Origin of the sequence: Actinoplanes sp. NPDC049548 (assembly GCF_040676695.1) — a bacterium.
GTDB lineage: Bacteria > Actinomycetota > Actinomycetes > Mycobacteriales > Micromonosporaceae > Actinoplanes.
The window spans coordinates 86,650-112,319 of the sequence record NZ_JBFAPM010000006.1 but is presented as its reverse complement, the minus strand read 5'-3'; the positions used below and the strand labels follow the sequence as shown (position 1 = coordinate 112,319).

The 25,670-nt window shown below is 71.1% G+C and carries 23 protein-coding genes; 10 read left to right on the top strand and 13 right to left on the bottom strand.

Features of this window, described 5'->3' with window-relative positions; translation table 11 throughout:
- Positions 1-4: 4 nt before the first annotated feature.
- The 4 genes from AB0J80_RS14285 to AB0J80_RS14270 form a co-directional block, all read right to left on the bottom strand.
- A complete protein-coding gene (locus AB0J80_RS14285; protein ID WP_364704649.1) occupies positions 5-1,384 on the bottom strand; it encodes an ATP-binding protein in 1,380 nt (459 codons plus the stop codon).
- Positions 1,381-3,360 (bottom strand): APC family permease, encoded by a 1,980-nt coding sequence (locus tag AB0J80_RS14280; RefSeq protein WP_364704647.1) that lies wholly within the window; start codon positions 3,358-3,360, stop codon positions 1,381-1,383. The genes AB0J80_RS14285 and AB0J80_RS14280 overlap by 4 nt, the downstream gene beginning before the upstream one ends.
- Positions 3,361-3,444: 84 nt before the next feature.
- Entirely contained in the window at positions 3,445-5,040 is a 1,596-nt protein-coding gene (locus tag AB0J80_RS14275) for an NAD(P)/FAD-dependent oxidoreductase (protein WP_364704645.1), read from the bottom strand.
- Between the two features lie 11 nt (positions 5,041-5,051).
- Complete coding sequence (locus AB0J80_RS14270) at positions 5,052-5,759, bottom strand: TetR/AcrR family transcriptional regulator (protein ID WP_364704643.1); 708 nt, start codon at positions 5,757-5,759, stop codon at positions 5,052-5,054.
- A gap of 106 nt (positions 5,760-5,865) precedes the next feature.
- On the opposite strand from AB0J80_RS14270, the gene AB0J80_RS14265 reads away from it, so the two are divergent.
- Positions 5,866-8,028 carry an MMPL family transporter gene (locus AB0J80_RS14265; protein ID WP_364704641.1) on the top strand — a complete coding sequence of 721 codons (2,163 nt, stop codon included), beginning with the start codon at positions 5,866-5,868 and terminating at the stop codon, positions 8,026-8,028.
- Positions 8,029-8,055: 27 nt separating this feature from the next.
- Here AB0J80_RS14265 and AB0J80_RS14260 read toward each other — a convergent pair whose 3' ends face one another.
- Positions 8,056-8,889: a YhjD/YihY/BrkB family envelope integrity protein gene (locus AB0J80_RS14260; RefSeq protein ID WP_364705049.1), complete on the bottom strand. Its 834-nt coding sequence runs from the start codon at positions 8,887-8,889 to the stop codon at positions 8,056-8,058.
- 103 nt (positions 8,890-8,992) lie between these two features.
- On the opposite strand from AB0J80_RS14260, the gene AB0J80_RS14255 reads away from it, so the two are divergent.
- The 4 genes from AB0J80_RS14255 to ispG are packed head-to-tail and all read left to right on the top strand — an operon-like array spanning position 8,993 to position 13,254.
- Positions 8,993-9,583, top strand: coding sequence for a Uma2 family endonuclease (locus AB0J80_RS14255; RefSeq protein WP_364704639.1), 591 nt, complete (start codon positions 8,993-8,995; stop codon positions 9,581-9,583).
- A gap of 29 nt (positions 9,584-9,612) precedes the next feature.
- Positions 9,613-10,824 (top strand): 1-deoxy-D-xylulose-5-phosphate reductoisomerase, encoded by a 1,212-nt coding sequence (gene dxr, locus AB0J80_RS14250; RefSeq protein WP_364704637.1) that lies wholly within the window; start codon positions 9,613-9,615, stop codon positions 10,822-10,824.
- A complete protein-coding gene (locus tag AB0J80_RS14245; RefSeq protein WP_364704636.1) occupies positions 10,824-12,074 on the top strand; it encodes a site-2 protease family protein in 1,251 nt (416 codons plus the stop codon). Before dxr ends, AB0J80_RS14245 begins: the two co-directional genes overlap by 1 nt.
- Positions 12,075-12,081: 7 nt before the next feature.
- Complete coding sequence (gene ispG / locus AB0J80_RS14240; RefSeq protein ID WP_364704634.1) at positions 12,082-13,254, top strand: flavodoxin-dependent (E)-4-hydroxy-3-methylbut-2-enyl-diphosphate synthase; 1,173 nt, start codon at positions 12,082-12,084, stop codon at positions 13,252-13,254.
- Positions 13,255-13,601: 347 nt separating this feature from the next.
- Here ispG and AB0J80_RS14235 read toward each other — a convergent pair whose 3' ends face one another.
- Positions 13,602-14,525 carry a glycerophosphodiester phosphodiesterase family protein gene (locus tag AB0J80_RS14235; RefSeq protein WP_364704632.1) on the bottom strand — a complete coding sequence of 308 codons (924 nt, stop codon included), beginning with the start codon at positions 14,523-14,525 and terminating at the stop codon, positions 13,602-13,604.
- Positions 14,526-14,730: 205 nt separating this feature from the next.
- Positions 14,731-15,324, bottom strand: a complete 594-nt coding sequence (locus AB0J80_RS14230) for a PadR family transcriptional regulator (RefSeq protein ID WP_364704630.1) — start codon at positions 15,322-15,324, stop codon at positions 14,731-14,733.
- Positions 15,325-15,448: 124 nt separating this feature from the next.
- Between AB0J80_RS14230 and AB0J80_RS14225 the strand changes: the two genes are divergently transcribed.
- Positions 15,449-16,288 (top strand): GNAT family N-acetyltransferase, encoded by an 840-nt coding sequence (locus AB0J80_RS14225; RefSeq protein WP_364704629.1) that lies wholly within the window; start codon positions 15,449-15,451, stop codon positions 16,286-16,288.
- A gap of 75 nt (positions 16,289-16,363) precedes the next feature.
- On the opposite strand, the gene AB0J80_RS14220 is transcribed toward AB0J80_RS14225, so the two are convergent.
- The gene (locus tag AB0J80_RS14220; protein ID WP_364704628.1) at positions 16,364-17,347 is read right to left on the bottom strand and encodes an LLM class F420-dependent oxidoreductase; all 984 of its coding nucleotides are present in this window, start codon (positions 17,345-17,347) and stop codon (positions 16,364-16,366) included.
- Positions 17,348-17,549: 202 nt separating this feature from the next.
- Here AB0J80_RS14220 and AB0J80_RS14215 point away from each other — a divergent pair, with 202 nt between their 5' ends.
- The 4 genes from AB0J80_RS14215 to AB0J80_RS14200 all read left to right on the top strand — a co-directional run bounded on the left by AB0J80_RS14215 (position 17,550) and on the right by AB0J80_RS14200 (position 21,822).
- On the top strand, positions 17,550-18,467 hold the full coding sequence (locus AB0J80_RS14215) for an ABC transporter ATP-binding protein (protein WP_364704626.1): 918 nt from the start codon (positions 17,550-17,552) through the stop codon (positions 18,465-18,467).
- Positions 18,464-20,608, top strand: coding sequence for a YhgE/Pip domain-containing protein (locus tag AB0J80_RS14210; protein WP_364704624.1), 2,145 nt, complete (start codon positions 18,464-18,466; stop codon positions 20,606-20,608). The genes AB0J80_RS14215 and AB0J80_RS14210 overlap by 4 nt, the downstream gene beginning before the upstream one ends.
- A gap of 2 nt (positions 20,609-20,610) precedes the next feature.
- Positions 20,611-21,198, top strand: a complete 588-nt coding sequence (locus AB0J80_RS14205) for a TetR family transcriptional regulator (protein ID WP_364705048.1) — start codon at positions 20,611-20,613, stop codon at positions 21,196-21,198.
- Positions 21,199-21,303: 105 nt separating this feature from the next.
- A complete protein-coding gene (locus tag AB0J80_RS14200; protein ID WP_364704623.1) occupies positions 21,304-21,822 on the top strand; it encodes an NUDIX domain-containing protein in 519 nt (172 codons plus the stop codon).
- 21 nt (positions 21,823-21,843) lie between these two features.
- Here AB0J80_RS14200 and AB0J80_RS14195 read toward each other — a convergent pair whose 3' ends face one another.
- The 5 genes from AB0J80_RS14195 to AB0J80_RS14175 form a co-directional block, all read right to left on the bottom strand.
- Positions 21,844-22,431, bottom strand: coding sequence for a DinB family protein (locus tag AB0J80_RS14195; RefSeq protein WP_364705047.1), 588 nt, complete (start codon positions 22,429-22,431; stop codon positions 21,844-21,846).
- 132 nt (positions 22,432-22,563) lie between these two features.
- Complete coding sequence (locus AB0J80_RS14190; protein ID WP_364704621.1) at positions 22,564-23,631, bottom strand: ABC transporter permease; 1,068 nt, start codon at positions 23,629-23,631, stop codon at positions 22,564-22,566.
- Positions 23,628-24,515: an ATP-binding cassette domain-containing protein gene (locus AB0J80_RS14185; protein WP_364704619.1), complete on the bottom strand. Its 888-nt coding sequence runs from the start codon at positions 24,513-24,515 to the stop codon at positions 23,628-23,630. The genes AB0J80_RS14190 and AB0J80_RS14185 overlap by 4 nt, the downstream gene beginning before the upstream one ends.
- Positions 24,512-25,039: an ArsR family transcriptional regulator gene (locus AB0J80_RS14180; RefSeq protein WP_364704618.1), complete on the bottom strand. Its 528-nt coding sequence runs from the start codon at positions 25,037-25,039 to the stop codon at positions 24,512-24,514. Before AB0J80_RS14180 ends, AB0J80_RS14185 begins: the two co-directional genes overlap by 4 nt.
- Positions 24,970-25,662, bottom strand: coding sequence for a DUF998 domain-containing protein (locus tag AB0J80_RS14175; RefSeq protein ID WP_364704616.1), 693 nt, complete (start codon positions 25,660-25,662; stop codon positions 24,970-24,972). Before AB0J80_RS14175 ends, AB0J80_RS14180 begins: the two co-directional genes overlap by 70 nt.
- Between the last annotated feature and the right edge of the window lie 8 nt (positions 25,663-25,670).

The window sequence follows — 25,670 nt, the reverse complement described above, 5'->3', positions numbered from 1 at the left end:
CCGGTCACCCTCGCACGTCCGCCGCAGCCAGCGCGACGGTCATCGTGAGCCCGCCACCCGGGGTGTCCGACGGGGTGAGAGTGCCGCCCTGCGCCTCGGTGAACCCGCGAGCGATGGCCAGACCCAGCCCGAGACCCCCGCTGGTGTGATCGTCCAGACGCTGGAAGGGCGTGAATACCCGGTCGCGCTCGGCGGGCGGGATACCGGGTCCGTGGTCGATCACCCGCAGATGGAGCTCCGCGCCGTCGCGGACGCCGCGAACCTCCACCGCCTGGCCGGGTCGCGCCGCCGCGCAGGCGTTGGTGATCAGGTTGGCCAGGACCCGCTCGAGGAGGCCGCCGTCGGCCACGGCGAGCGGCAGGTCGTCGGGCACGTCGACTGCCACGTCCACGCCGCCGGTGTCGCAGCCGAGGACCGCACGGGCGACCACGGCATCCAGCGCGGTGGGCCGGGCATCGACCGACAGCATGCCGGCCTGCAGGCGGCTCAGCGACAGCAGGTTCTCCACCACGGCGGTGAGCCGGTCGGCCGACTCCTCGACGGTGGCCAGCAGCTCTGCCCGGTCGGCGGGGGAGAACTGCACATCGGGCTGGCGCAGGCTCGACACCGCGGCCTTGATCCCGGCGAGCGGGGTGCGCAGGTCGTGGCCCACGGCGCCGAGCAGGGCCGCCCGGACGCGGTCGATGTGGGCCAGCTCCTCCGCGCGGGCCGCCTGCCCGGCCAGCCGCTGCGTCTCCAGCGTGCGCGCTGCCGCCGTGGCCAGCCGGGCGAGGGCCCGGTGATCCTCGGCGAACAGCTTCGGACCCCACGCGAGCAGGCGCAGACCGTCGCCGGCCGCGACGGACAGCACGGGAGCGCCCGCCGGGACCGGCCCGACCCGCTCGACCGCGTGCTCGCCGTCCACCAGCGCCACCGTGTCCATCCGGTACGAGTCCCGGACCTGTCGCAGCAGCGCGACCAGCGAGTCGCCGACCGGCTCGCCGGTGGCCCGCGCCAGCAGGGCGGCCTCGACCTCCCGGCGGCTCGCCGCGGCCCGGTGCCGGGCTGCCAGGTCGACGGCGACGCTGATCGCCGCGGCGACGCAGAGGTACACGCCGAGCACGACGACGTTGTCGCCGGTGTCGACCGTGAACGTGTGGAACGGCGGGACGAAGAGATAGTTGACGAGCAGGTCGGCTGCGACGACGGTTGCCACCGCGGGTGCCCAGCCGCCGGTCGCCGCGGCGCCCAGCACGGGCACGACGTAGAGCAGCACCACACTCGCCAGCGACAGATGCGTCCGCGCGGGCACCAGGACGGCGGTGGTGACGGCCAGCCCGGCGACGGCCACCGCGGCGCCCACCGCGGTGCGCCGCCATCGGGTCGCCGGGTTCCGCCCGCTCATGTGTCGCGGTCTCCGGCCGACACCAGCGGACGCCGGGAATTCTCGCGGTGCTGCCGTCGCGAGCTCGAGTCCAACTGCCAGGGCACGCTGACCACCATGACACGCCGCTGGAACAGCAGCCGCGCCTTGAGCCGCAGGGCGCTCTGGTTGTGCAGCAGCTGCTCCCACCACCGGCCGACCACGTACTCGGGGATGTAGACGACCACCAGGTCACGCGGCCCTTCGGCGCGCAACCGGCCGACATGGTCGAGGACCGGATCGGTGATCTCACGGTACGGGGAGTCCAGCACCGTCAGCGGCACCGGCAGCTCCCGGTCGGCCCACTCCCGCCGCAACCGCTCCACCTCGTCGTCGCTGATGGCGACCGTGACAGCGGTGAGGGTGTCGGGGCGGGTGGCCCGTGCGTACGCCAGAGCCTGCAGCGTCGGCCGGTGCACCCGGGAGACCAGGACGACGGCGTGCACCCGCGACGGCATGACGACGCCGCCCGGCTCCGGCTCGAGCTCCGCGCCGACCCGGTCGTAGTGCGCCCGGACCGCTCGCATCAAGGCGTACAGCACCGGTACGGCGATCACCACGAGATAGGCGCCGTGGGTGAACTTGGTGGCCAGCACGATGACCAGGACGAGCCCGGTGAACCCGCAGCCCAGCGCGTTGACGGCCCGGGAGCGGTGCAGCCGGCGGCGCGCGGCCGGATCCGGTTCGGCTGCCAGCGCCCGGTTCCAGTGCCGCACCATCCCGGCCTGGCTGAGGGTGAACGACGTGAACACGCCGAGGATGTAGAGCTGGATCAGCTTGGTGACCGACCCGTCGTACGCCCAGATCAGCGCCCCGGCCACCAGCGCGAGCAGCACGATGCCGTTGGAGAACGCCAGCCGGTCGCCGCGCGTGTGCAACTGCCGGGGCAGGTAGCGGTCCTCGGCCAGGATCGCGCCGAGCAGGGGGAAGCCGTTGAAGGCGGTGTTGGCCGCGAGGATGAGGATCAGGGCGGTCGTCGCCTGCATGAAGAAGAACCCCGCGCTGCCGTCCCCGAACACCGCGGCCGCGAGCTGGGCGATCACCGTCCGCTGCGGCGCTGCGGCGCAGTCGCCCGGGAACCCGACGAGGTCGCAGGTGTTCTCGGCGACGCGGACGTGGGCGATCAGGGCGAGCGCGGTGATGCCTGCGAACATGGTGATCGCGATGGCGCCCATGGCCAGCATCGTCCGGGCGGCGTTGTCGGCCTTGGGCGGCCGGAACGCCGGCACCCCGTTGGAGATCGCCTCCACCCCGGTCAGCGCCGTGCAGCCGGACGCGAACGCCCGCAGGGCCAGCAGCGTCACCGCGAGCCCGGTCAGCCCGCCGTGCTGCGGCCGGATCTGCCAGGCCGCCGACTCGGCCACCGGTGCGTCGCCCGCCACCGCCCGGCCCAGCCCGACCGCGATCAGCGTCAGCACACCGGCGATGAACAGGTACGTCGGCCAGGCGAAGGCCTTGCCCGACTCCCGGACGCCCCGCAGGTTCATCGCGGTCAGCGCCACGACGAACAGCACGTTGACCAGGACGCGGTGCGGGTTCAGCGCCGGCACGGCCGAGATGATGTTGTCGACCCCGGCGGCCACCGACACGGCCACCGTCATGATGTAGTCCACCAGCAGCGCCGCGGCCACCACCAGCCCCGCCGACCGGCCCAGGTTGCGCGACGCGACCTCGTACGATCCGCCGCCGCTGGGGTAGGCGCGCACCACCTGGCGGTAGGAGGCCACGACCACCGCCAGCAGCACCACCACGGCCAGCGCGACCCAGGGCGCCAGGAACAGGTACGCGAGCCCGCCCAGCGTCAGCACCAGCAGGATCTCCTGCGTCGCGTACGCCACCGACGACAGCGGATCGGACGCGAAGACCGGCAGGGCCAGCTTCTTCGGCAACAACGTCTCGCCCAGCCGGTCGCTGCGCAGCGGGCGGCCCACCACCAGGCGCTTCAGAGAAGTCAGCACGCACCCAGTGAAGCCACGCTCCAGGCTCCGCGGCGACGGTCTTGGCGCGTTCTTGACGCCTCGCGGCGAGACCTTGTCGCCGCCTTAGCGGCCCAGATCCTTCAGGATGCGCCGGGCGGCGTTGTGGCCGGCGGCGCCGATCACGCTGCCCGCCGGGTGGGCGCCCGCCGAGCCGGCGTAGAGGCCGTCCAGGCCGGTGAAGTACGGCATGCGCTCGTCGAACGCCACGGTGTTGTCGACGTGGTGGATGTGGCCGCCGGTGATGCCGAAGTGCCGCTCGATGTCCCTCGGCGTCAGCGGCATCGTGTCGGCCACCAGCGCCGACGTGCCGGGCGCGTAGCGCTCACAGATCTCCAGCAGCCGGTTGACGTAGCCGGGCAGCGCCTCGTCCCAGGTGGTGCCCGTGAGCTCGTACGGCACCGACTGCACGAACAGCGCCGACGAGTGGTGGCCCGCCTCGTCCTGCAGCGACGGGTCGACGGTGGTGTGCAGGTACCACTCGATGGTCGGTTCCTCGGGCAGGCGGCCGGCCTGCACGTCCGCCCACATCGCCCGCAGGGCCGCCATCGGGGAGTCCGACTCCGCGAGACCGGCCAGGCCCGCCGAGCCGGGCAGCAGGTGGATGGTCGAGCCGAACGGCGACGCGGCGTCCTCGGGCAGGCACGAGAAGCGCGGCAGGCCGGACAGTGCGAGGTTGAGCTTGAGCGTCGTGCCGGTGCGCTTGACCGCCGCCATCCGCGAGGTGAGGGCCTCGGGCAGCGCGCCGTCGGGCACCAGGGACATCAGCTGGTACGGGTCGCAGGAGCCGAGCACGACCCGCGACGTGATGGTGCGGCCGTCGGCCAGGGCCACGCCGGTCGCCGAGCCCTGGGAGACGGTCACCGCGCTCACGGGCGTACCGGTGAAGATCTGGGCTCCTGCGGACCGCGCCGCGGACGCGAAGGTCTGGGAGACGGCACCCATGCCGCCCGCCGCGACCATCCACGTGCCGTCCGCGCCGGGCAGGCGGCACATGTTGTGGACCAGGAAGTTGTGGCCGGTGCCCGGGTCGTCGGGGCCGGCGTTCAGGCCGGAGAGGCCGTCGGTCACCGCGTACATGCTCATCAGCAGTTCACTCTTGAAGCCGAAGCGCTGGAGGTAGTCGGCGACCGAGCCGCGGACCAGGTCGATGAAGGTGCTCTGCAGCTGCGGGCGGATGTGCCGGTCGGCGATCTCCTCGACGGACGCCGGCTCCTGCAGCCAGGCGGGGGCGAGGTCGGCGCGCAGCGCGGCGATCTCGACCTGCATGGCCTCGTCCGCGGCGACGTCGCGGGGCGAGAAGAACCGCTCCATCTGCGCGCGGGTGGCCTCGCGGTCGGTGCCGAAGAGCAGGTACGGCGAGCCGGGGCCGCCCGGCGTGGGCAGGAAGTAGTGCGGGTCGCGGCGCAGCACCGGAATGTCGACGTCGAGAGTGGCCAGCAGCTCGGGCGGCATCAGGCCCAGCAGGTACGACCCGGTGGACTGGCCGAGGCCGGGCACCTTGGCGAACGGATGCTCCGTGCGGGTGGCGCCGCCCAGCACGTCGGCGGCCTCGAGCACGACGACGTCGAGGCCGGCGCGGGCCAGCAGCACGGCGGAGACCAGGCCGTTGTGGCCCGACCCGATGATCACCACGTCGGCGCGTTCCGGCAGAGCGTTCATGGGCGCGAAGCTTAGCGCGACAGCCGGCGGACGGTTTCGGCCAACTCGACCTCGAACAGTGGCTCGATGTCCGTCATCGCCCAGGCCAGATGGCCGAAGACCTCCATGGCCACCAGCCCGTAGAGCCGGGTCCAGGCCGCCACGAACAGGTAGATGACCGGCAGCGGGAAGCGGTCGCCGAAGGTCTCGAGGTACGGCTGGAACAGCTCGCGCAGCGCCGGATCGGGCAGGTCGTGCGGCTCCCCGCCGAACGGGTGACGCGCGTAGTGCTCGCCGAGGACCTCGAAGAACGTCTCGCCGAGGCGGGCGCCGGCGTCAGTGAGCGGCGTGCACTGCTCGGCGAACTGGGTGACACCGGGCACCGGGCTGCCGAACATCAGCGCGAACTCGGCGGGGTGGGCCAGCGCCCAGCGCCGGAACTGGCGTGCCATATGTCCGACACGGGTAAGAGGTTCCTCGTCGGCATGTGCCGCCGCGACGTCTTCCACGGCGTGCCGCAGGTCCTCGAACAGGTCGGTGACGATCGCCAGGACGAGCGCGTCGAGGCTGGCGAAGTAGCGGTACAGCGCCGGCGCGGTCATGCCCACGTCGCGGGCGATGGCACGCAGCGAAACGGCCGTGGGCCCACCGGCGACCAGCAGGCGCCGCGCGGAGTCCTTGATCTCCGTGACGGTCTCCGCGCGCAGCCGCTCGCGCCGGCCGGGCGTGGTCGTCGTCATACTCGGCTCCATTGACGTCAGTAAACGATGTTTGCCAGGGTAAACAACGTTCACTGATTCCTGGTTGATCTGTGGCGACTCTAACGGCTGGCGCGGGAGGCTCACGATGTTCGGCTGGTGGGGCAGGGCGGTCGTGCGGCTGCGCTGGTGGGTCGTCGCCGCCGCGCTGGCGCTGGTCATGGCGGGTGCGACCTGGGGAGCCGGGGTCTTCGGCGTGCTCACCGGCGGCGGGTACGACGACCCGGACAGCGAGTCCAACCGCGCCGCCGCGGCCATCGCGCAGCAGCTCGGCACGCGCGACCCCGACCTGGTGGTGCTGTGGTCCAGCGACACCGCGACCGTCGACGACAGCGCGTTCCGGCAGGGCGTGTCCGCCGCCGTCAGCCGGATCCGTGCGCGGCCCGACGTCGAGCAGGTCGCGAGCTACGTCGACCCACAGGCGTCGCCGGCGCTGGTCAGCACCGACAAGCGCGCCACGTACGCGGCGGTGTACCTCAAGGCGGGCGACGAGGACGGGAAGCTGGCCGCGTACCACCGCATCGAGCCCGACTTCGCCGCCCCGGGCCTGCGTACCGAGGTGGGCGGCCTGGTGGCCTTCACCGACCAGGCCAACAGCCAGACCAAGAAGGACATCACCCGCGCGGAGATCTTCTCCCTGCCGGTGCTCTTCGTGCTCCTCGTGCTGATCTTCCGAGGCCTCATCGCCGCCCTGTCCCCGCTGGTCATCGGCGGCATCGCGATCCTCGGGGCGTTCCTCGCGGTGCGCGCGCTGACCTACCTCACCGACATCTCCGTCTTCGCGATCAACGTCATCACCCTGCTCGGGCTCGGCATGGCCGTCGACTACTCGCTCTTCGTCGTGAGCCGCTTCCGCGAGGAGCTGGAGCACGGCAATGACGTGCCGGCCGCCATCCGGACCACGGTGGCGACGGCCGGGCGTACCGTCATGGTCTCGGGGCTGACGATCGTGCTCGCGCTCTCCAGCCTGCTGATCTTCCCGCAGCCGTTCCTCGGCGGCCTGGCCATCGGCGGCATGGCCGCCGTGCTGGTCGCCATGCTGGCCGCCCTCACCGTGCTGCCCGCGGCGCTGTCCCTGCTCGGGCACCGCATCGACAAGCTGCGCATCCCGCTCCCGTCGCGCAAGCGCGCCGGTCAGAGCGGCGGATGGGCCACGGTCGCGCACAGCGTCATGAAGCGCCCCATCCTGTACGTGGTAGGCGTGCTCGTCGTGCTCGTGGCCTTCGCGGCGCCCTTCCTGCGCGTCGAGTTCGGCGGCTTCGACGAGCGCGTCCTGCCGCCCGGCTCCCCGGCCCGGGTCGTCGGCGAGACGCTCGACAGCCGGTTCCCGGGCGGCGGCCAGGAACCGATCACGGTCGTGGTCACCGGTGCGGCCACAGGACTGCCCGAACGCATCGCCGCGCTCCCCGACGTCACGGGCGCCACCGTGACGGCGCAGAAGGGTGCCGCGACCCTCATCACGGTGACCTACCCGCCGGACCTGTCCGGCGCCGACGCGCGGCAGATCGTCTCCGGCATCCGCGACCTGCCCCCGCCGGCCGGCGCGGAGGTGCTCGTCGGCGGCCGCCCGGCCATCGACCTCGACCTGCTGGAGAGCCTCGCCGGCCGGCTGCCGTGGATGGCGTTGATCATGGCGGCGGCCACCATGGTCCTGCTGTTCCTGGCGTTCGGCTCGATCCTGCTGCCGATCAAGGCCGTCCTCATGAACCTCGTCTCGATCGGCGCGTCCTTCGGCGTCGTCGTCTGGATCTTCCAGGAGGGCCACTTCGAGAACGTGCTGCGCTTCGAGTCCACCGGGTTCATCGAGCCCAGCAACATGATCCTGGTGCTGGCCGTGCTCTTCGGGCTGGCCACCGACTACGAGGTGTTCCTGCTCTCCCGGGTCCGCGAGGAGTGGGACGCCACGGGCGACAACACCAGCGCGGTGGCCACCGGCCTGCAGCACACCGGCGGCATCATCACGGCCGCCGCACTGCTGCTGATCACCGTGGTGGGTGGCTTCGCCACCGGCGGCGTGACCGTGATCAAGACCATCGGCGTCGGCATGATCGTGGCGATCGTCGTGGACGCGACCCTGGTCCGAGCACTGCTGGTCCCGGCCACGATGCGCCTGCTGGGCCGCTGGAACTGGTGGGCGCCGGGCATCCTGGGCCGCTTCTACAGCCGCTACGGCATCCACGAGGCGCCGTCGGCTCCGGCTTCCCCGGTCCGCACGCCGGCGCCGGCGGAAGCTGCCAAGCTGAACACGTGACCGGGACGCGTCCGACGCTGATCAACATCACGGCGTCCTGACTTCACCCGACGACTGCCTGGCGCGCTGATAGGCGCTGGCGCTCTGGGTGGCCGCGAAGCCCGCCAGCAGGATCACGTGGAACAGGTAGAGCCACAGGCCCACCGCCACTACGCCGCCGATCTCCGTGAACCCGCCGAACGGCACTCCCAGGTCCAGCGGCAGGGAGCAGAAGAGCACGAACCCGTGCAGGAAACCGGAGAGGTTGGCGGCGGTGAACGAGCCCACCAGGACGGTCGACAGCCACTCCGGGCGGCCGGGCGCCACCCCGCGGTAGACCCAGACCACCACGGGGGTGAGCACGAGCCAGGCCGCCAGGAAGGACAGGACGACGCCGGCCACCGCGTACCAGCCGCCGCGGACCCACAAGCCGCTCGTCACCGGCAGCGCCATGAACAGGGCCAGCAGCAGCGCGGGCGACGCGGCGAGAAGGGGCAGCCACAACAGCCGCCCGCGCCAGCCCACCAGTGACTCACCCGGCTCCCGCAAGCTCACGAAGGCGCGGCGCAGGCCCTCGCCGTACAGGGTCGCGGGCAACAGGCTGGCGAGAGCGAGCGCGGGGGTCAGGTGCAGGCCGGCGTCGATCAGCCGGGAGAGGGCCTGCGGGGCACCGATCGCGTCCGGCAGCGCGGCGATGGCCTGCCCGGTGAGGCGGCGCACCCGCCCCGGCCCGGCGACCAGCCCGGTGATCCAGACAGCGAGCAGCGCGACGGGCACGACGGCGATCCCGGCGTAGAACGTGACGGCGGCGGCATGCAGCGCGAGATCCCGCCCCCGCAGCAGGCGGAACGGCACGGCCAGCCGCCGGCGCAGGTCTCCCATGACCACCCAGATACCCACACTGCCCGGTTGTCCACAGCCCAGCGAAGAAGGCATGCGACGGTACGCTGACTTCGGCACGATGCACCGCGAGGAGGTGAGTCCGTTGGCCCTGCCCGCCCGTGAACCGTCGTTCGACAATCTCGGCATTCTGACCGAGCCGTGGACCGCCCAACTGGCCCTCGACCTGCTGCCGGAGAACAACGGCCCCAAGGTCGAAGTAGTCCGCGGGAGCGTCGTCGTGACCCCACACGCCAACTACGACCATCAAGACATCGAGCTCGAGCTGACCTATCGGCTGAAACGGGCTGCCCGCGCGGTAGGACTCTGGGCCTACCTCGAGGTCAACGTCCTCTCCGGCGATGACCTGTTCATACCGGACATCGTGGTGCTCCGGCGGTCCGGCGGTGGCAAGAAGACGATGCCGATCGCCGAGGCGGTGCTCCTCGGCGAGATCGTCTCCAGCAGCAACCGTCGCAAGGACCTCATCGACCGGCCGCGAGAGTATGCCGCAGCCGGCGTTCCCTATTTCCTCCGCATCGAATTCCGCAACCGGGTGCCGGGCATCGTGCTGCATGAATTGCGAGAAGGGCAGTACCAGCCGGTCACTGTCGCTGCCGCCGGCGAAACCTTCGACATGCGGGAGCCGTTCGCATTCTCCGTCGATCCGGTCGACCTGCTCGGTGAGGAAGGCTGAGCGGAGGAGGGGTGCGGGCGTCCGGGAAGATGGCTGTCATGCGTGAGCTCGTGCTGCTCGGTTCCACCGGTTCCATCGGTACCCAGGCCATCGACATTGTCCGGCGCAACCCGGACAAGTTCCGCGTGGTCGCGCTCGGTGCCGGCGGGGGCAACGTCGAGCTGCTCGCCGGGCAGGCGCTCGAGCTCGGCGTCGACGTGGTCGGGGTTGCCCGCTCCAGCGTCGTGCAGGATCTGCAGCTCGCGTTCTACGCCGAGGCGCAGAAGCGGGGGTGGGCCACCGGCGACTTCAAGCTGCCCAAGATCGTGGCCGGGCCGGATGCCATGACCGAGCTCGCTCAGTGGCCGTGCGACGTGGTGCTCAACGGTGTGGTGGGGAGCCTGGGGCTTGCTCCGACGCTGGCGGCGCTGGGCTCCGGGCGTACGCTCGCGCTCGCCAACAAGGAGTCGCTCGTGGCCGGCGGCCCGCTGGTCAGGGCCGCGGTGACGCGGCCGGGGCAGATCGTTCCCGTCGACTCCGAGCATTCGGCGCTGGCCCAGTGCCTGCGGGGCGGCGCCGAGCGGGAGGTGCGGCGGCTGGTCCTGACCGCCAGCGGGGGAGCGTTCCGGGACCGCCGGCGGGAGGAGTTGACGAACGTCACGCCCGAGGAGGCGCTCAAGCACCCGACGTGGGACATGGGGCCCGTCGTCACCATCAACTCCGCGACGATGGTGAACAAGGGGCTGGAGGTGATAGAGGCGCACGAGCTGTTCGACGTGCCGTACGACGCCATCGAGGTGATGGTGCACCCGCAGTCGGTGCTGCACTCGCTCGTCGAGTTCTCCGACGGCTCCACCCTCGCCCAGGCCAGCCCGCCCGACATGCGCCTGCCGATCGCGCTGGCGCTGGCCTGGCCGGACCGGGTGCCGGACGCCGCCGCGGCCGTCGACTGGACGCTCGCGCACAACTGGGAGCTGCGGCCCCTGGACGCCGAGGCCTTCCCCGCGGTCGAGCTGGCCAAGGAGGCCGGCCGGGCGGGCCGCTGCCGTCCGGCGATCTACAACGCCGCGAACGAAGAGTGTGTGGCCGCCTTCGTGGCCGGTCGGCTACCTTTTCTGGGCATCGTCGACACCCTGGCGGCGGTGCTCGCGGCGGCTCCGGACCTCGACGAACCGGGTACCGTCGAAGAGGTGCTTGCCGCGGAGTCCTGGGCGCGGTCCCAGGCACAGCGGATGATCGCGACTGCGGCTGAAGGAGCCTGATGCTGTACTGGTTGGGGACGGCGGCGTTCGCGCTCGCGATCCTGATCTCGGTGAGCCTGCACGAGCTGGGCCACATGATCACGGCCAAGCGGTTCGGCATGAAGGTCACCAAGTACTTCGTCGGCTTCGGGCCGACGATCTTCTCCTTCAAGCGCGGCGAGACCGAGTACGGGCTCAAGGCCATCCCGCTCGGCGGCTTCTGCAAGATCGTCGGCATGACGCCGCAGGACGACGACGTCGAGCCGCAGGACCAGCCGCGGGCCATGTGGCGGTTCCCGGTGTGGAAGCGCACCATCGTCATGTCCGCCGGCTCGATCACGCACTTCATGCTGGCGATCGTCGCGACCTGGTTCGCCGCGGTCTTCGTGGGCCTGCCCAACCCCGACCTGCCGAAGACCGCCGCCGAGGAGCGTGCGATCCCGGCGAAGATCTCGGTCGGCGAGTGCGTGCAGGTCGTCATCACCGACCAGCAGGGCTGCGCGCCGACCGACCCCAAGGCGCCCGCCGCCGTGGCCGGCCTCAAGAGCGGTGACCTGATCACCAGCGTCGCGGGCAAGCCGATCGAGAACTACGGGCAGCTCACCGACGCGATCCGGTCCCTGCAGCCGGGCGAGGTGCCGTTCGCGTACACCCGCGACGGTGTGGCCGGCACCGCCACGGTCAAGCTCATCGCCGCCCAGCGCGCGCCGCTCGACGACCCCGACGGCGAGGTCAGGCAGGTGGCCGTCGCGGGCGTCGGTCCCCAGCTCGACATGCCGGGGCTGGTCACCTACGGGCCGGTCGACGGCGTCGGCGCCAGCTTCGACTACGGCTGGACGCTGGTGAAGGCGTCCTTCGCCGCGATGAAGCGGATCCCGGAGAAGGTCCCCGCCCTGTGGCACTCGATCACCGGCGACGAGCGCGACCCGGACACCCCGATCAGCGTGGTCGGCGCCAGCCGGCTCGGCGGCGAGGCGATCGAGCGCGGCGTACCCGAGATCTTCCTCATGATCTTCATCTCGCTCAACGTCTTCATCGGCCTCTTCAACCTGCTGCCGCTGCTGCCGGTGGACGGCGGTCACATCGCGATCGCCTGGTACGAGCGCGTCCGCTCGTGGATCTACGCTCGGTTGAAGAAGCCCGACCCGGGCCGCGTCGACTACTACAAGCTCATGCCGTTGACCTACGCCGTCATCCTGATCGGTGGCGCCTTCACGCTGCTGACGATCACCGCCGACGTCGTCAACCCGATCTCGATCTTCTCCAGGTGAGTGTGAAATGACCGCAGTCAGTCTCGGCATGCCCGCCGTACCCCCGCCGCCGCTGGCGCCCCGCCGCCACAGCCGGCAGATCAACGTCGGCGGCGTCCTGGTCGGCGGCGGCGCCCCGGTCAGCGTCCAGTCGATGACCACCACGCTCACGTCCGACGTCAACGCGACCCTGCAGCAGATCGCCGAGCTCACCGCCTCGGGCTGCCAGATCGTCCGCGTCGCGGTCCCCTCCCAGGACGACGTCGAGGCGCTCCCCGCGATCGCCAAGAAGTCGCAGATCCCGGTGATCGCCGACATCCACTTCCAGCCCAAGTACGTCTTCGCGGCGATCGACGCCGGCTGCGCGGCCGTCCGGGTCAACCCCGGCAACATCCGCCAGTTCGACGACAAGGTCAAGGAGATCGCCAAGGCGGCCTCCGACGCGGGCACCCCGATCCGCATCGGCGTCAACGCGGGCTCGCTCGACAAGCGCCTGCTGGAGAAGTACGGCAAAGCCACCGCCGAAGCCCTCGTCGAGTCGGCGCTCTGGGAATGCTCCCTCTTCGAGGAGCACGGCTTCCGCGACATCAAGATCTCGGTCAAGCACAACGACCCGGTCGTCATGATCCGCGCCTACCGCCAGCTCGCCGAGCAGTGCGACTACCCGCTGCACCTCGGCGTCACCGAAGCGGGCCCGGCCTTCCAGGGCACGATCAAGAGCGCGGTCGCGTTCGGCGCCCTGCTCGCGGAGGGCATCGGCGACACCATCCGCGTCTCCCTCTCCGCCCCGCCGGTCGAGGAGATCAAGGTCGGCCAGGCCATCCTCGAGTCCCTCGGCCTGCGCGAACGAGGCCTCGAGATCGTCTCCTGCCCCTCGTGCGGCCGCGCCCAGGTCGACGTCTACACCCTCGCCGAGCAGGTCACCGCTGCCCTCGAAGGGTTCCCGGTGCCGCTGCGCGTCGCCGTCATGGGCTGCGTGGTCAACGGCCCCGGCGAGGCCCGCGAGGCCGACCTCGGCGTGGCGTCCGGCAACGGCAAGGGCCAGATCTTCGTCAAGGGCAAGGTCATCAAGACGGTCCCCGAATCGATCATCGTGGAGACGCTGGTCGAGGAGGCCCTGCGCCTCGCCGACGAGATGGGCGCCGAGCTTCCCGACGAGCTCCGCGAGCTGCTCCCCGGCCCCCAGGTGACGGTGCACTGAGGGCTGGGTTTTCCGGCATCTGACCCATGGGGCGGTGCGTTGAAAGCGGTTCGGTTGCGCTTTCCGGGCTTCGCTTTCGGGTACGGCGCGACAGACTGGACAACCGCAACACCGGGTCGAGCCCGCACACAGCGGCCCACTGCGCTGCCGGCCCACCGTGGGTGCCGGGCGGTGCGCTTCGCGGATGGATGGGCTGGTGCGGGCTGCCCGGGCGGTGGGCTGGTGCGGGCTGCCGGGCGGTGGGCTGGTGCGGGGAGGGCACGCGAGTCTGCCGAATGCGCCTGGGTCACGATTCCGCCGGTTCAGCGGTGAGCTGCCTTGGGTGGTGAGGCCGGGTTTCGATGGGATCAGCAGGTGGGGCCGCCTTGAGCGGCGAGGGCTTTGTCCGGGTGGTTTGTTGTCAGGTAGTCGACGGCGTAGGTGCGGGCCTTGATCCAGTTCGCTGGGGTGTCGAGGGTGGGGTTGTCCGTGGTCCAGGTGGACACCTTCAGGCCGTAGGAGTGGTAGTAGTTCACGAACGCGGCCGAGCGGACCTCGCCGATCGGGACTGCGTAGGTCGTCGCGCCCATGGCCTTGAGGGAGTCGCCGGTGCGCATGAAGCCAGCGGCTGGGCGCTCGAGCAGGTAGTAGGTCAGGTTCGGGTACCAGCCGCGCATGGTGCGCAGGCCTGACTCGCTGTTCGGCATCCAGACGACGCGGTCCCGCATGCGGAACTCGGGGCGGTCCATGTATCCGACGAACGAGTCGGCTTGCGCCTTCGTCGGGGTGACTTTCACGTCGAGCAGCAGCTTCACGCCCGCCTTCTTCGCGGCATCCAGGAACTCGTAGGTGTAGGGCGGCCGGACCTTCGGGGTGCCGTCGGGGCGGAAGCCGCCGTACCGGGGGTCGGTCCGCCAGGGGGTGTAGTCGGCGGCGGTCAGCTTCTGCAGGTCGGACAGCCAGAGGTCCTGCACGCGGCCGGTGCCGTTCGTGGTCGCCGCGACGTTCTCGTCGTGCATGGCGAAGGCGAAGTTGCTCTTGTTGAACCGGATGTCGATCTCGACGGTGCCGGCGCCCAGCGACTTCGCCACCCCGATACCGGGGGCGGTGTTCTCGGGGGCGTCGGCGGGGGCGGCTCGGTGAGCGATCACGATCGGGCACGACGGTTGCGCCCGGCGCGATTCGAACGCCGCTGTCGAGACTTCCCCGGTCGTGTGCCGGGAGGCGAGGGTGGGGGAGGTAGCCAGCAGGGCGGGGATGGTGACCGCGATCAGGAGGGTGCTGGTCCGCATGACTCCAGTGGCGGCGATGGGAGCCAACGGTGGCTTTACGCCATGTGACCTCTTTGTGGCGGTTCGTGGAAGGTCGTCGATGTGCCGGCTGTCGACAGCCGTGTGCGGGGAGGGGACGGTGTTGCGGTTGGGGACTCGTCGCGCCGTACCTTCGAATGAGAATGCAGAAAGGGCGCACCTGAGCGGTGCGCCCTTTATCCGCGGGTTACTCGCTGTCGGCGAGGATGGCGTAGAGCTTGCGCTTCGTCTCGTTGAGGATCTCGAGGGCTCGCTGGCGCTGCTCCGGGGTGCCGTTGAAGCCGACCTGGCGCAGGGCGCTCATGATGCCGATGGCGGCATCGCGGAAGTCCTGGACCTGCGACATGGTGTCGTCGCTGTACTGCGCCCAGGGCGGGTTCTCCGCCGCGGTCTGTGCCTCGGCGCGACCGGCCTCGGTCAGGGAGAAGCGCTTGCGGCCGCCGGTGGCCTCCGCTTCGATCAGGCCTTCGTCCTCGAGGAGCTGGAGGGTCGGGTAGACCGATCCCGGGCTCGGGCGCCAGATGCCGCCGGTGCGGCTCTCCAGTTCCTGGATCATCTCGTAGCCGTGCATCGGGCGCTCCAGGAGGAGGGCGAGCAGGGCCGGCCGGACGTTGGGGCGGCTGCCTCGACCGCCGCGGCGATGGCCGCGACCGCCGGGGCCCTCGTGTCCCCAGCCCGGGCCGCCGAAGCCGGGGCCGCCCTGGCCGAACGGGAAGCCGGCCGGGAAACCGAACCCGCGCATACGGGCCTCGTGCAGACGACGCATGTGTTCGTGCCTCATGACTATCTCCGATCTGTTGTCGATAGTTAGACGATATATCGGCAACGTGTCGGGCGCAAGGGTTTCTGGATTCGGGCGGGGAGCGTCGGGTGTGCTGGGCCCCGCATCTGGCAATCTGATAGCTGTGCTGACGGTGCCCATACGCCAACTCGGCGAGCCCGAGCGGGCGACGGTCGAGCGGATCCTCGACCAAGACCCCTACGCCGGCGCCCAGATCGCCGAGCGTGTGGCGGCGCACGGGCTCAACTGGTGGCGTTCCGACGGGCGCATCTACGGGTACGGGCCGGGCCGCCGGGTCGAAAGCCTGTGCTGGTCGGGCGCGCACCTGGTGCCCGTGTGCGCCACCCCCGCGGCAGTCGCGGCGTTCGCGGACCTGCTCGGCGCCGACCCGCGCATCTGCTCCTCGATCATCGGTCGCGCCGACGCGGTGCTGGACCTGTGGGACCGCCTAGGGGGCCACTGGGGGCCGGCCCGCGACGTACGCCCCCAGCAGCCCCTGCTGGTCGCCGACCGGGAGGCGCCGATCGCCCCCGACCCCGCCGTCCGCCTCGTCAACGCCAAGGAAGTCGACCAGCTGTTCCCGGCGGCGGTGGCCATGTACACCGAAGAGGTGGGCGTCTCACCGCTGCTCGACGACGGCGGTCGCGGCTACAAACGGCGCATCGCCGAACTGGTACGCGGCAAGCGGGCGTACGCACGCTTCGTCGGCGACCGCGTGATCTTCAAGGCGGAGCTGGCGATCGTCACCCGGCGAACCACGCAGGTGCAGGGCGTCTGGGTCGACCCGGAGTACCGCGGACGAGGCCTGGCCGCGGGCGCGATGGCGGCAGTCCTGAGTGACGCGCTGCGACGGGTGGCGCCGACGGTGAGCTTGTACGTGAACGACTACAACGCGGCGGCCCGGCGGGTCTATGCGCGGTGCGGGTTCGTGCAGCAGGGAAGCTTCGCGACGGTGCTGTTCTGAGCGGCGGCTCGGTGGTCGCCTGCGCCCCGCGTGCGCGTGGGTTGACCGGCTCCTGGTGGGCCGGGGGGACCGAGGTTACGGGCGGCTGAGGCCGCTGATGAGGGCTGTCAGGGCTGCGGGGCCGCCCTTTTCGAGGTCCGGGGTCGGGAGCAGGGCCATGACCGGGACCTTGACGCCGGCTTCGGCGTACCGGGTGACGTGGGCGCGGCATTGTTCCGGGGTGCCGTGGACGATCAGGTCGTCGACGACCTCGTCGGGGATGGCGGCCAGGGCGGCCTTGCGGTCGCCCGCGGCCCAGGCCTTCCACATCGGAGCGAGGACGGGTTCGCGGCCCAGCCAGCGGTGGAACTCGAGATATGCCGGGACCGTGAGGTAGGCGGCGATCATGCGGCGGCCGACGGTGCGGGCGTACGCGGCGTCCTCGGTGGGGCAGACGAAGATGCGGGCCACCACGTCGAAGTCCGGGTTGTCGGTCTTCGCCTCGGCCAGGGCTTGCGGGACGTCGCCCGCGGCCAGCCAGTTGAGGATCACGCCGTCGGCTTCCGCGGCGGCGAGGCGGAGCATGCCGGGGCGCAGGGCGGCGAGCAGAAGGCCGGGCGGGGTCGCCGGTGGGCGCTCGAGGCGGAAGCGGCGCACCTGGAACGTCTCGTACGACTGGTCGACTGTCTCGCCGGCCAGGGCGGCGCGCAGGAACCGGAGCATGTCGCGGCTGCGGGCGAACGGCTGGGTGAAGTCGGCCGCGTTCCAGTCGCCGACCACCACCGGAGAGGAGGCGCCGATGCCGAGCTGGAAGCGGCCCGGGGCGGCCTCGGCGAGGGCGGCGGCGGTCATCGCCAGCAGGCCCGGGCCGCGGGTGTAGACCGGAGTGATGGCGGTGCCGAGGCGGGCTTCGGGCTGCCAGGCCGAGGCGAGGGTCAGGGGGGTGAACGCATCTGTGCCGTTCACTTCGCTGGACCAGAAGTCGGTGAACCCGGCGTCGGTCAGCGCCGCGAAGACCGCGGCGTGGTCGGCCAGCGGGATTCCGGCCAGCGGAACGGTCATGCCCCATCGCGTCACCATGGCTTGATCCTGCCGTGTGGGCGGGGGGCGGTCTACCGGGCCTGCCCCCGGGCGATGGGTGGGATTTCCCTCAAGTTTGGGGGTGGTGCTTCTGCTGGGACCGGTGAGGTGTGAGGTGAGGTCCGCCACCTGGGCTCTCCATCGATCGGCATGACGAGTATGTTTTTGAACTGACCAGTCAGTTCAAAGTAGGGCTTCCTCCATGTCGGTTCTCAGTGCTCAAGCCGCGGGTGTTCGCAGTAGGCGTCGTTGGCTCTTCCGTGACCTCGATGTCGCGGTTTCGGCGGGTGATGTCGTCGCGATCGTCGGGCCGCCTGGGAGCGGGCGTACGACTGCACTGCTCGCGCTCGCTCAGCGTTTCAAGCTGTCGGCCGGGCGCGTGGACATCGCTGGTACGGCGGCGCTCGGGCATGTGCCCGGCGTCTCGGAGCCTGAGTCGGTGCTGACCGTGGCCGAGCACGTGCGGGAGCGGAGTCTGCTCGCCGGGCGGCGGTTCGGCGGGGAGGTGGCGTGGCACGGGCTCGATCCCGGGAAGCGGGGGTGGGAGCTCAGCCCGTACGAGAGGCAGGTTCTGGGGTTGGTTCTCGCCCAGATCTCGCAGCCGCAGGTGGTGGCGCTCGACGGGGTCGACGAGGGGCTCGACGCGGGGGAGCGCGAGGCGCTCTGGCGGCTCATCGGAGAGACGGCGGCGCGCGGGGTGGCGGTGCTGGTCTCCGCTCGGGAGGTCGACGAGACGCGGGTGTCCACGGTGGTCCGGCTCGGTGGGCAGGCCGTGGTGGCTCCGGAGCCCGCCGAATCGGATACGTCCGCGGTGATGTGGTCGGCGGGTGCGCCGGCAGAGGCCGGAGCGGGTCGAGCCGAGGTCCAAGCGGTCGGATCCGAGGATGCGGGGCCGCGAGCCGGCGCGCTGAAAGTGCAGGACGCCGAGCCGGACGTGTCCGAGGCGCAGACATCCGAGCCGAAGGCCCGCGAGCCGGAAGCCGGGGAGGACCGAGAGGTGGACACGGCCGAGGCGACCGAGCCGGAGGCCGAGGACGGCCGGTCGGAAGCGACCGGGAAGCAGGCCGCGTCCGAGGTGTCCCACCGGGGCGACGACAAGCGGGGCGGAGAGCAGAAGTGACCGGATTGCCTACCCTCTCGCTCGCCGGCTACGAGCTGCGCCGCTTTCTGCGCGGCCGCCTGCCCGCAGCCGCTCTCGTCGTCATCTGCGTCATTCCTCTTCTCTACGGCGCCCTTTATCTCGCCGCTTTCTGGGATCCTTATGGGCGGCTCAACCATGTTCCCGCGGCGCTTGTCGTCGAGGACCGGACGGCCACGGCCAGCGACGGCACCGAGGTGCATGCCGGGCGGGACCTTGCCGAGAAGCTCAAGGACCGCGAGGTCTTCGACTGGCATGTCACCGATGAGCGCGGTGCTGAGGCCGGGCTCGCCGATGGGCGTTATCAGTTGTCGCTGCGGATTCCCCGGGACTTCTCCGCGAATCTGACCACCGGGCCGGATGCCGATTCCGCGCCCAAACCCGCGCAGATGCTGGTCATCAACGACGATGCAACGAACTATCTTTCCGGGGTCTTCTCGCGGACCGTCTTCGCCGAGGTCAGGGCCGCCGCCGCGCAGACCGCGCAGGCCGGCTACTTCGACAAGATGCTGATCGCGTTCACCGACATCAAGCAGAAGACGAGCGATGCGGCGGACGGCGCGCACCAGATCGATGACGGCCTGGGGACTGCGCACCAGGGGGCCAACCGGCTGAAGGGTGGCCTCTCCGACGCGGAGAAGGGCGCCGGCCAGCTCGCCGGAGGGCTCGGGTCGGCCGCGCAGGGCGCGGACGACCTTGCTGACGGGTTGGCCGCGTTGCAGGCGGGGGCGGCTCAGCTGGCCACCGGTACGCAGCAGGCCGCGGCGGGTGGACGGCAGCTCGCGACTGTCGTGGACGCCGCCGCTGACCGGGTCGAGCCGGTGTTGCGGGACAAAGCCGAGCTGATCGAGGACGCCGCGAACCAGGTGGCCGCGGGTGCCGAGGTGCTGTCCCGGAATGTCGGCCGGCTGGATGAGGCCGCGGACAACGCGGTGGCCGAGGCGAGGAAGGTGCGGGCTTTCGTCTACGGGCTGCCGCCGGAGACTCCGGGCGTCGGTGAGGCGCGGGCGCAGGCAGACCGGCTTGTCGCGGCGGCCGAGCGGGTGCAGGCGATGATCGACGACTCGGATCTGAACGCGTTGAGCAAGCGGCTGAAGGACGTCGCGGTCACCGCGCGCAAGGTCGCCGCGGCGGCTCCGCATCTGGCGGACGATGTGGCTGCCGCCCGGGCGCGGGTCGACGAGCTGGCGGCCGGTCTGGGTCAGCTCGCGACCGGGGCGCAGCAACTCAACAGCGGGGCGTCGGACGCCGCGACGGGGGCGGCGCAGCTGCGGGGCGGGATCTTCCAGCTCGCCTCCGGGGCGCGCAAGCTGGACGGTGGTCTCGGCGCTCTGTCGGCCGGAGGTCGCCAGCTCTCCAGCGGTCTCGGGGATCTGGAAGGCGGGGCGGCCAGGCTCGCGTCGGGGCTGAGCGACGGGGCGAAGCAGATTCCCGGCTTCGGTGACGACCCGTCGGACCGGGCCGACCTGCTCAGCGATCCGGTGCATCTCCACCGGGACGTTCGCCACGCGGCTGCCACCTACGGCGTGGGGTTCGCCCCGTACTTCCTCGCGCTGGCGCTGTGGGTCGGCGCAATGATCACCTACATGGTCCTGCGCCCGCTGAACCGGCGGTACGTGGTCTCGGGCGCGCCGGCGTACCGGGTGGCGCTGGCCGGTTTCCTGCCCGCGTTCGCCGTGGGCCTGGTGCAGGCGATCGTGCTCTTCCTGGTGGTGGTGTTCGCGCTCGGTCTGGGGCCGGTGCATCCGCTGCTGACGCTGGGCCTGCTCCCGCTGACCGCCGGGGCGTTCGCGGCGATCATGCAGCTGCTCGGCGCGGCGCTCGGCCCGGCCGGCCGGATCGTGTCGCTGGCCGTGCTGATGCTGCAGCTCACGTCGTCGGGCGGCACGTATCCGGTGCAGACGACGCCGTCGTTCTTCCAGATGATTCACCCGCTGCTTCCCATGACGTACGTCGTGGAGGCGTTGCGCCACACGATCGACGGCGGCCCGGCGGGTACGGTGGTGACCGGCGTGCTGGCGCTGCTCGGGTACGGCGTCGGCGCCCTGGCGCTGACCGTGGCGGTGGCCCGGGGCAAACGCCGCCTGTCCTCGTCCGACCTGCATCCGGAGCTGGTGATCTGACAATCGTGGACGGACGGACCCGCAGGCGCGAGGACACCCGCCAGCGCCTGTACGAGGCAGCCGTGGAGCTGATCGCCGAACAGGGCTTCTCGGCGACGACGGTGGACGACATCGCGCTGCGAGCCCATGTCGCCAAGGGCACTGTCTACTACAACTTCGCCTCGAAGACGGCCCTCTTCGAGGAGCTCCTGAGGCACGGCATCGGCCTGCTCACCGACGACTTCCGGGCGGCGGTGGCAGGCCTGCCGCCCCGCGAGGCGGTGGCAGCACTGGTACGCGCTCAGCTCCAGTACATCCGGCGCTACCGAGCCTTCGCCCAGCTCCTGCTCTCGGAGATGTGGCGCACGAACCGCGAGTGGCAGCAGACGCTGGTGCTCCTGCGCGAGCAGGCCATCGGCGTGATCGCGGAGACGGTGCAGGCCGGGGTGGACTCCGGCGACCTGCCGGCAGACTTGGACGTGCGGGTGGCGTCGTCGGCGCTCTTCGGCATCGGGCTGGTGGTGGCGGTCGACTGGCTGGTCTTCCAGCCGGACCGCCCCATCGAGGACGTGGAACAGTCGCTGCTGTCCATCGTCCGCCGCGTCGCTTGACGTCGAAGCCCGCGCAGCTGGTGCGGGACGTCGGGCTTGCGGCCCAGCCGGCCGCATGTGGGTCGCGTCCGGGCAGTGTACCGACGGGGTGGGGCGCGCCACGACGTGAAGGACGACGCCGTCGTTCTCGGTGAGCTCGTTGACCTCTACGCCGGCAAGATGCGGCAGCCGTCTGCTGTCCGGACGTTCATGTCGGAGGGTCATGCCACAATCCCGCCCATGATTCGGATCGTCGTCGGGGCGTTGGTCCGCGAAGGTCACATCCTGCTCGTCCACCGAGGTCCGAACCGCCCGGTCTACCCGAACGTGTGGGACCTGGCCGGCGGACACGTGGAGACGGGCGAGACAGAACTAGCTGCGCTCGCCAGAGAGCTGCACGAGGAACTGGACGTGCGGATAAGACGAGACTCGGCGATTCATCTGTGTCGGCTGCAGGTAGGCCGGGGAGAAGAATCGGTGCACTTCAGCGCCTGGATTGTCGAGGACTGGGAGGGCACACCGTCGAACACTGCCCCCGAAGAACACGACGAGATCCGCTGGTTCCGGCCCGAGAAGCTGCCTCCGCTGACGCACGATCCCGTACGCAAGGCGCTGCTGGACGCAATGCGGGGTGCCCGCGCCTGAGCTCCACGCACTGAGCGGAGATCAATCACCATTCGGGGGACAGAACCGAGTTGCGCCACCAGGGGCATTTCCGGCCGCTGCCTGCGCGGCCCGTTCGATCTTCGTCCGGTGTGCGGCGCGGGCCGCCGTGTCGATCTGCTCCTCGTACTCAGCGGTCACCCCGGTCCGGCCGTCGAGCTGCTCACGCAGGATGTCAGCGTGTCCGGCATGCCGGGTGGTGTCCTGCAGGAGTTGGACGATCATGGTGAACAGCTTCACGTCGGGGTTCGGCCACCACGGCACGTGGCCGGCGGCGTCAAGGGGAAGCTCCGTGATCGTCGCGTCAGCATGCTTCCAGGCCCGCTGGTAGAAGCCGATGATCTGTCCGCGAGTCTCGTCCGGTGTGACCCACAGGTCACTGCCGTCCGCATCCTGCCAGCGGGGCAGCGGTTCCGAAAACGGGCGGCCGAAGATCTCACCGAGGTATCTGGCCTCCCAGGTCGCCAGGTGTTTGACCAGCCCGAGAAGGTTGGTCCCGGTCACCGTCAGGGGACGCCGGATGTCGTACTCGGACAGGCCGTCGAGCTTCCAGACCAGCGCCTCACGGGTCACCGTCAGCTGCCGGCGCAGGTAGTCCTTCGGCCGCCGGCGTCAGCCTCCATGAGCACGCATCGGTGATCCGTGACGACCCTCAAGGTGCTCCACCGGTTGAGCCGCAACACCGGCGGTCCGCTGGTCTGAGGGTTCGGTCCGGCTGCCACGTCAGCCCGTCATGGAGCGGCTGCGCCAGGCCGCCGTGAACGACGTGCGCCCGTTCGTTCTCAGTAGCGATCCCTCGTAGATCCGCGCTCCCACCGCCAGGAACACGGCTGCCGAGACGGCCAGCAGTACCAGTGACGCGATCGGCTCCCATGCCGCGGCATCCTCGTTGAAGAGCCGGACCGGCATGGCGATCGGGGACGACAGCGGCACATAGGACAGGACGCGCATCGCCGCCTCGTTGTCGGTCAGGAAGAGCACCGCGAAGAACGGCAGCATGACCGCCATCTGCAGGGGCATCGACGCACCCGCGATGTCCTCCTGGCGGGCGGCGAGGGCGCCGACGCCGGCCCACAACGTCGCCAGCATCACGAAGCCGAGGGCGAAGTACGGCAGGAACCAGCCGATCGCCGGGCCGACCAGGCTCACCACGGCCGGGTCCACGTCGGCGACGCGCATGCCGACCGTGGCCACGACGGCGATCAGGGCGATCTGGCCGAAGGCGAGCAGGGTCAGCGCGGCCACCTTGCCCGCCAGCAGGGCGCGCACCGGGATGCTCGCCACCAGAATCTCCACGATGCGGGTCTGCTTCTCCTCGGTGACGCTCTGGGCGATCTGCATGCCGAAGGTGAAGGACGTGAAGAAGAACAGCAACGCCAGCGCCATCGGCACGATGATCTTCAGGAACGGGTTGACGTCGTCCGGCTCGAGCAGGCGCACGGGCGGCGCGGTGCTCAGCGCGTCGACCACATCGGAGGGCACCTCGTCGAGCGCGAGCACGGTGGGGCCGGCCACGACGGCTGCCTCGACCTCGTCGGCTCGGATGAGGCGTTCGGCGGTCGCCTGGTCGGGCACGAGCCGGACATCGAGGCCCGCGTCCCGCAGGGCGCCCGCCACGGCGCTGTCGGCGACCGCGACCTTGGTCGGGCCGCCGGCGAGCAGGGCCGGCAGCACTGTGGTGGCGACCGTGATGAGCAGGAAGAACACCGTGCTGAAGAGGAAGGTCTTGTCGCGCAGCTTGGCCCGCGTCTCGCGCGCGGCGACCAGCTTGGCGGCGTGCAGGGTGGTCACCGGGTCACCTCACGGAAGATCTCGGTCAGCGAGGGTGCGACGGCTCCGAAGGACCGGACCGGTCCGCGGGCGAGGGCCGCTCGCAGGACCTCCTGGTCGTCCGTGCCGGGCTCGAGGTCGAAGACCGCACGCCGCTCGCCGAGGTCGAGCAGGGTGACCCCCGGAACGTCGCGCAGCCATCCGGGATTGCCGTCGACCTCGATGGCGAAGCGGGGGAGGGCGTGGGCGGCCCGCAGCTGCTCCCGGGAGCCGGCGGCACGGATGGTGCCGTCGGCGATGATCACCAGGTCGTCGCAGAGCCGCTCCACGACGTCGAGCTGGTGGCTGGAGAACAGCACCGGCGCACCGGCGGCGGCGCGCTCGCGCAGCACGCCGACGACCACGTCCACCGCGAGGGGATCCAGACCGGAGAAGGGTTCGTCGAGCACGAGCACCTCCGGGTCGTGCACGAGGGCTGCGGCGATCTGCACCCGCTGCTGGTTGCCGAGCGAGAGCTTCTCGACCCGGTCACCCGCGCGTTCACCGAGGCCCAGGCGATCGAGCAGGGCCGCGGTGGAGCGCCGGGCGTCGGCGGCGGTCATGCCGTGCAGCCGGCCGAGGTAGGTGACCTGGTCGGCGGCCGTCATCTTCGGATACAGCCCGCGCTCCTCGGGCATGTAGCCGAACCGCCGCCGGCCCTCGCGGGTCAGCGGTTCGCCCCGCCAGGTCACCCGGCCGTCGTCGGCGGCGAGCACGCCGAGCATGATGCGCATGGTGGTGGTCTTGCCGGCGCCGTTGGCACCGACGAAGCCGGTCATGCGTCCGGGCGCGACGGAGAACGTGACGTCCTTGAGCACCTGCCGCTCCCCGAAGCTGCGGCTGAGGGCGTCGACGGTCAGCGTCATCGTTTGGCTCCGGACAGGACGACGAGAAGGGGCACCACGCGGTCGCCGGGCACGGCGTACTGCCCGCGGGCGGAGGATCGGAGCCATCCGGCGCTGACCAGCTGGCGCAGGTGGTGGTAGAGCTGGCCGGTGGTGCCGAGAGCCTCGTCGGCGACGAGCTCGGTGGCCGTGCGGGCGCCGGCGAGCACCCGGCGCAACAGCAACAGCCGGACGGGATGGCCCAGGGCCCCGAGCGTCCCGGCCCAGTCCGACCAGTCCGCCTCGAACATGTCGTCGACAGCCGTGCCGTACTGCCATTCGTAGTGTTCGCCGGTCGGCAGGTTGACGGCGCCGGTGAAGAGCACCGCGCCGGCGTTGTCGTCGCCGATCCGCTCGCGCAGGCCTTCCAGCGCCCAGAAGACGTCGGGTGGTCGTTGCCGTTCCGGAACCGGCCCGCCGCCCCCCTCCTTGCTGATCAGCTCCGCGAAGCGGCGTTCGAGCTCGGTGACTCGGCGCTCGAGGGGATCCGGCGGGGTGGCGTCCATGGCTCCACTCTTACGGAATTACGTAGGACCGTCAAGATGGCTGTGCCGGTGAGCCAGCTCACGGCGACCGCGAGCAGGATGCGCTCCACGATCGAGCCGAGCGGGCCGCGACCCACGAAAAGCATGGTCAGACCCAGTGCGCCGCCCAGCGGCACGGTGAGCGTTACCGCGATGACCGCCAGGCGGCGCTGAGCGCCCCGGAAGGCCGAGGAGCCCGCCACGACCGCCATGGCGCCCGCCAGCAGCACCATCCCCACGATGCTGGCGGCGGTATGGACGACGTCGCCCCAGGTCGTCGGCTCGAAGGGTGGCAGGGGGCACCGATCCGTGCAGGGCACCGTTCCCGAGGTGGCCGCGAGAACGGCGGCACCGCCCAGCAGCGCAGCGACGGCGCGCGAGGAGGGGCGCAGCGCCAGCCCCAGCAGGGCCACTCCGGCACCGAGCAGGACAAGGCCCGCCCGGTACGCCGTCGCCCACGGCGCAGCGGCGGTGCCCGCCTCACTCACGTACCCCTGCCACCACGGACCGGGTGTGGCGACCAGCGCGATCACCATGATCAGCGCGCCCACGGGGACCGCGAAGCCGGCGGCGGCCCCCCGAGCGCGGGTCACGTCGGGTGTCATGATCCCAA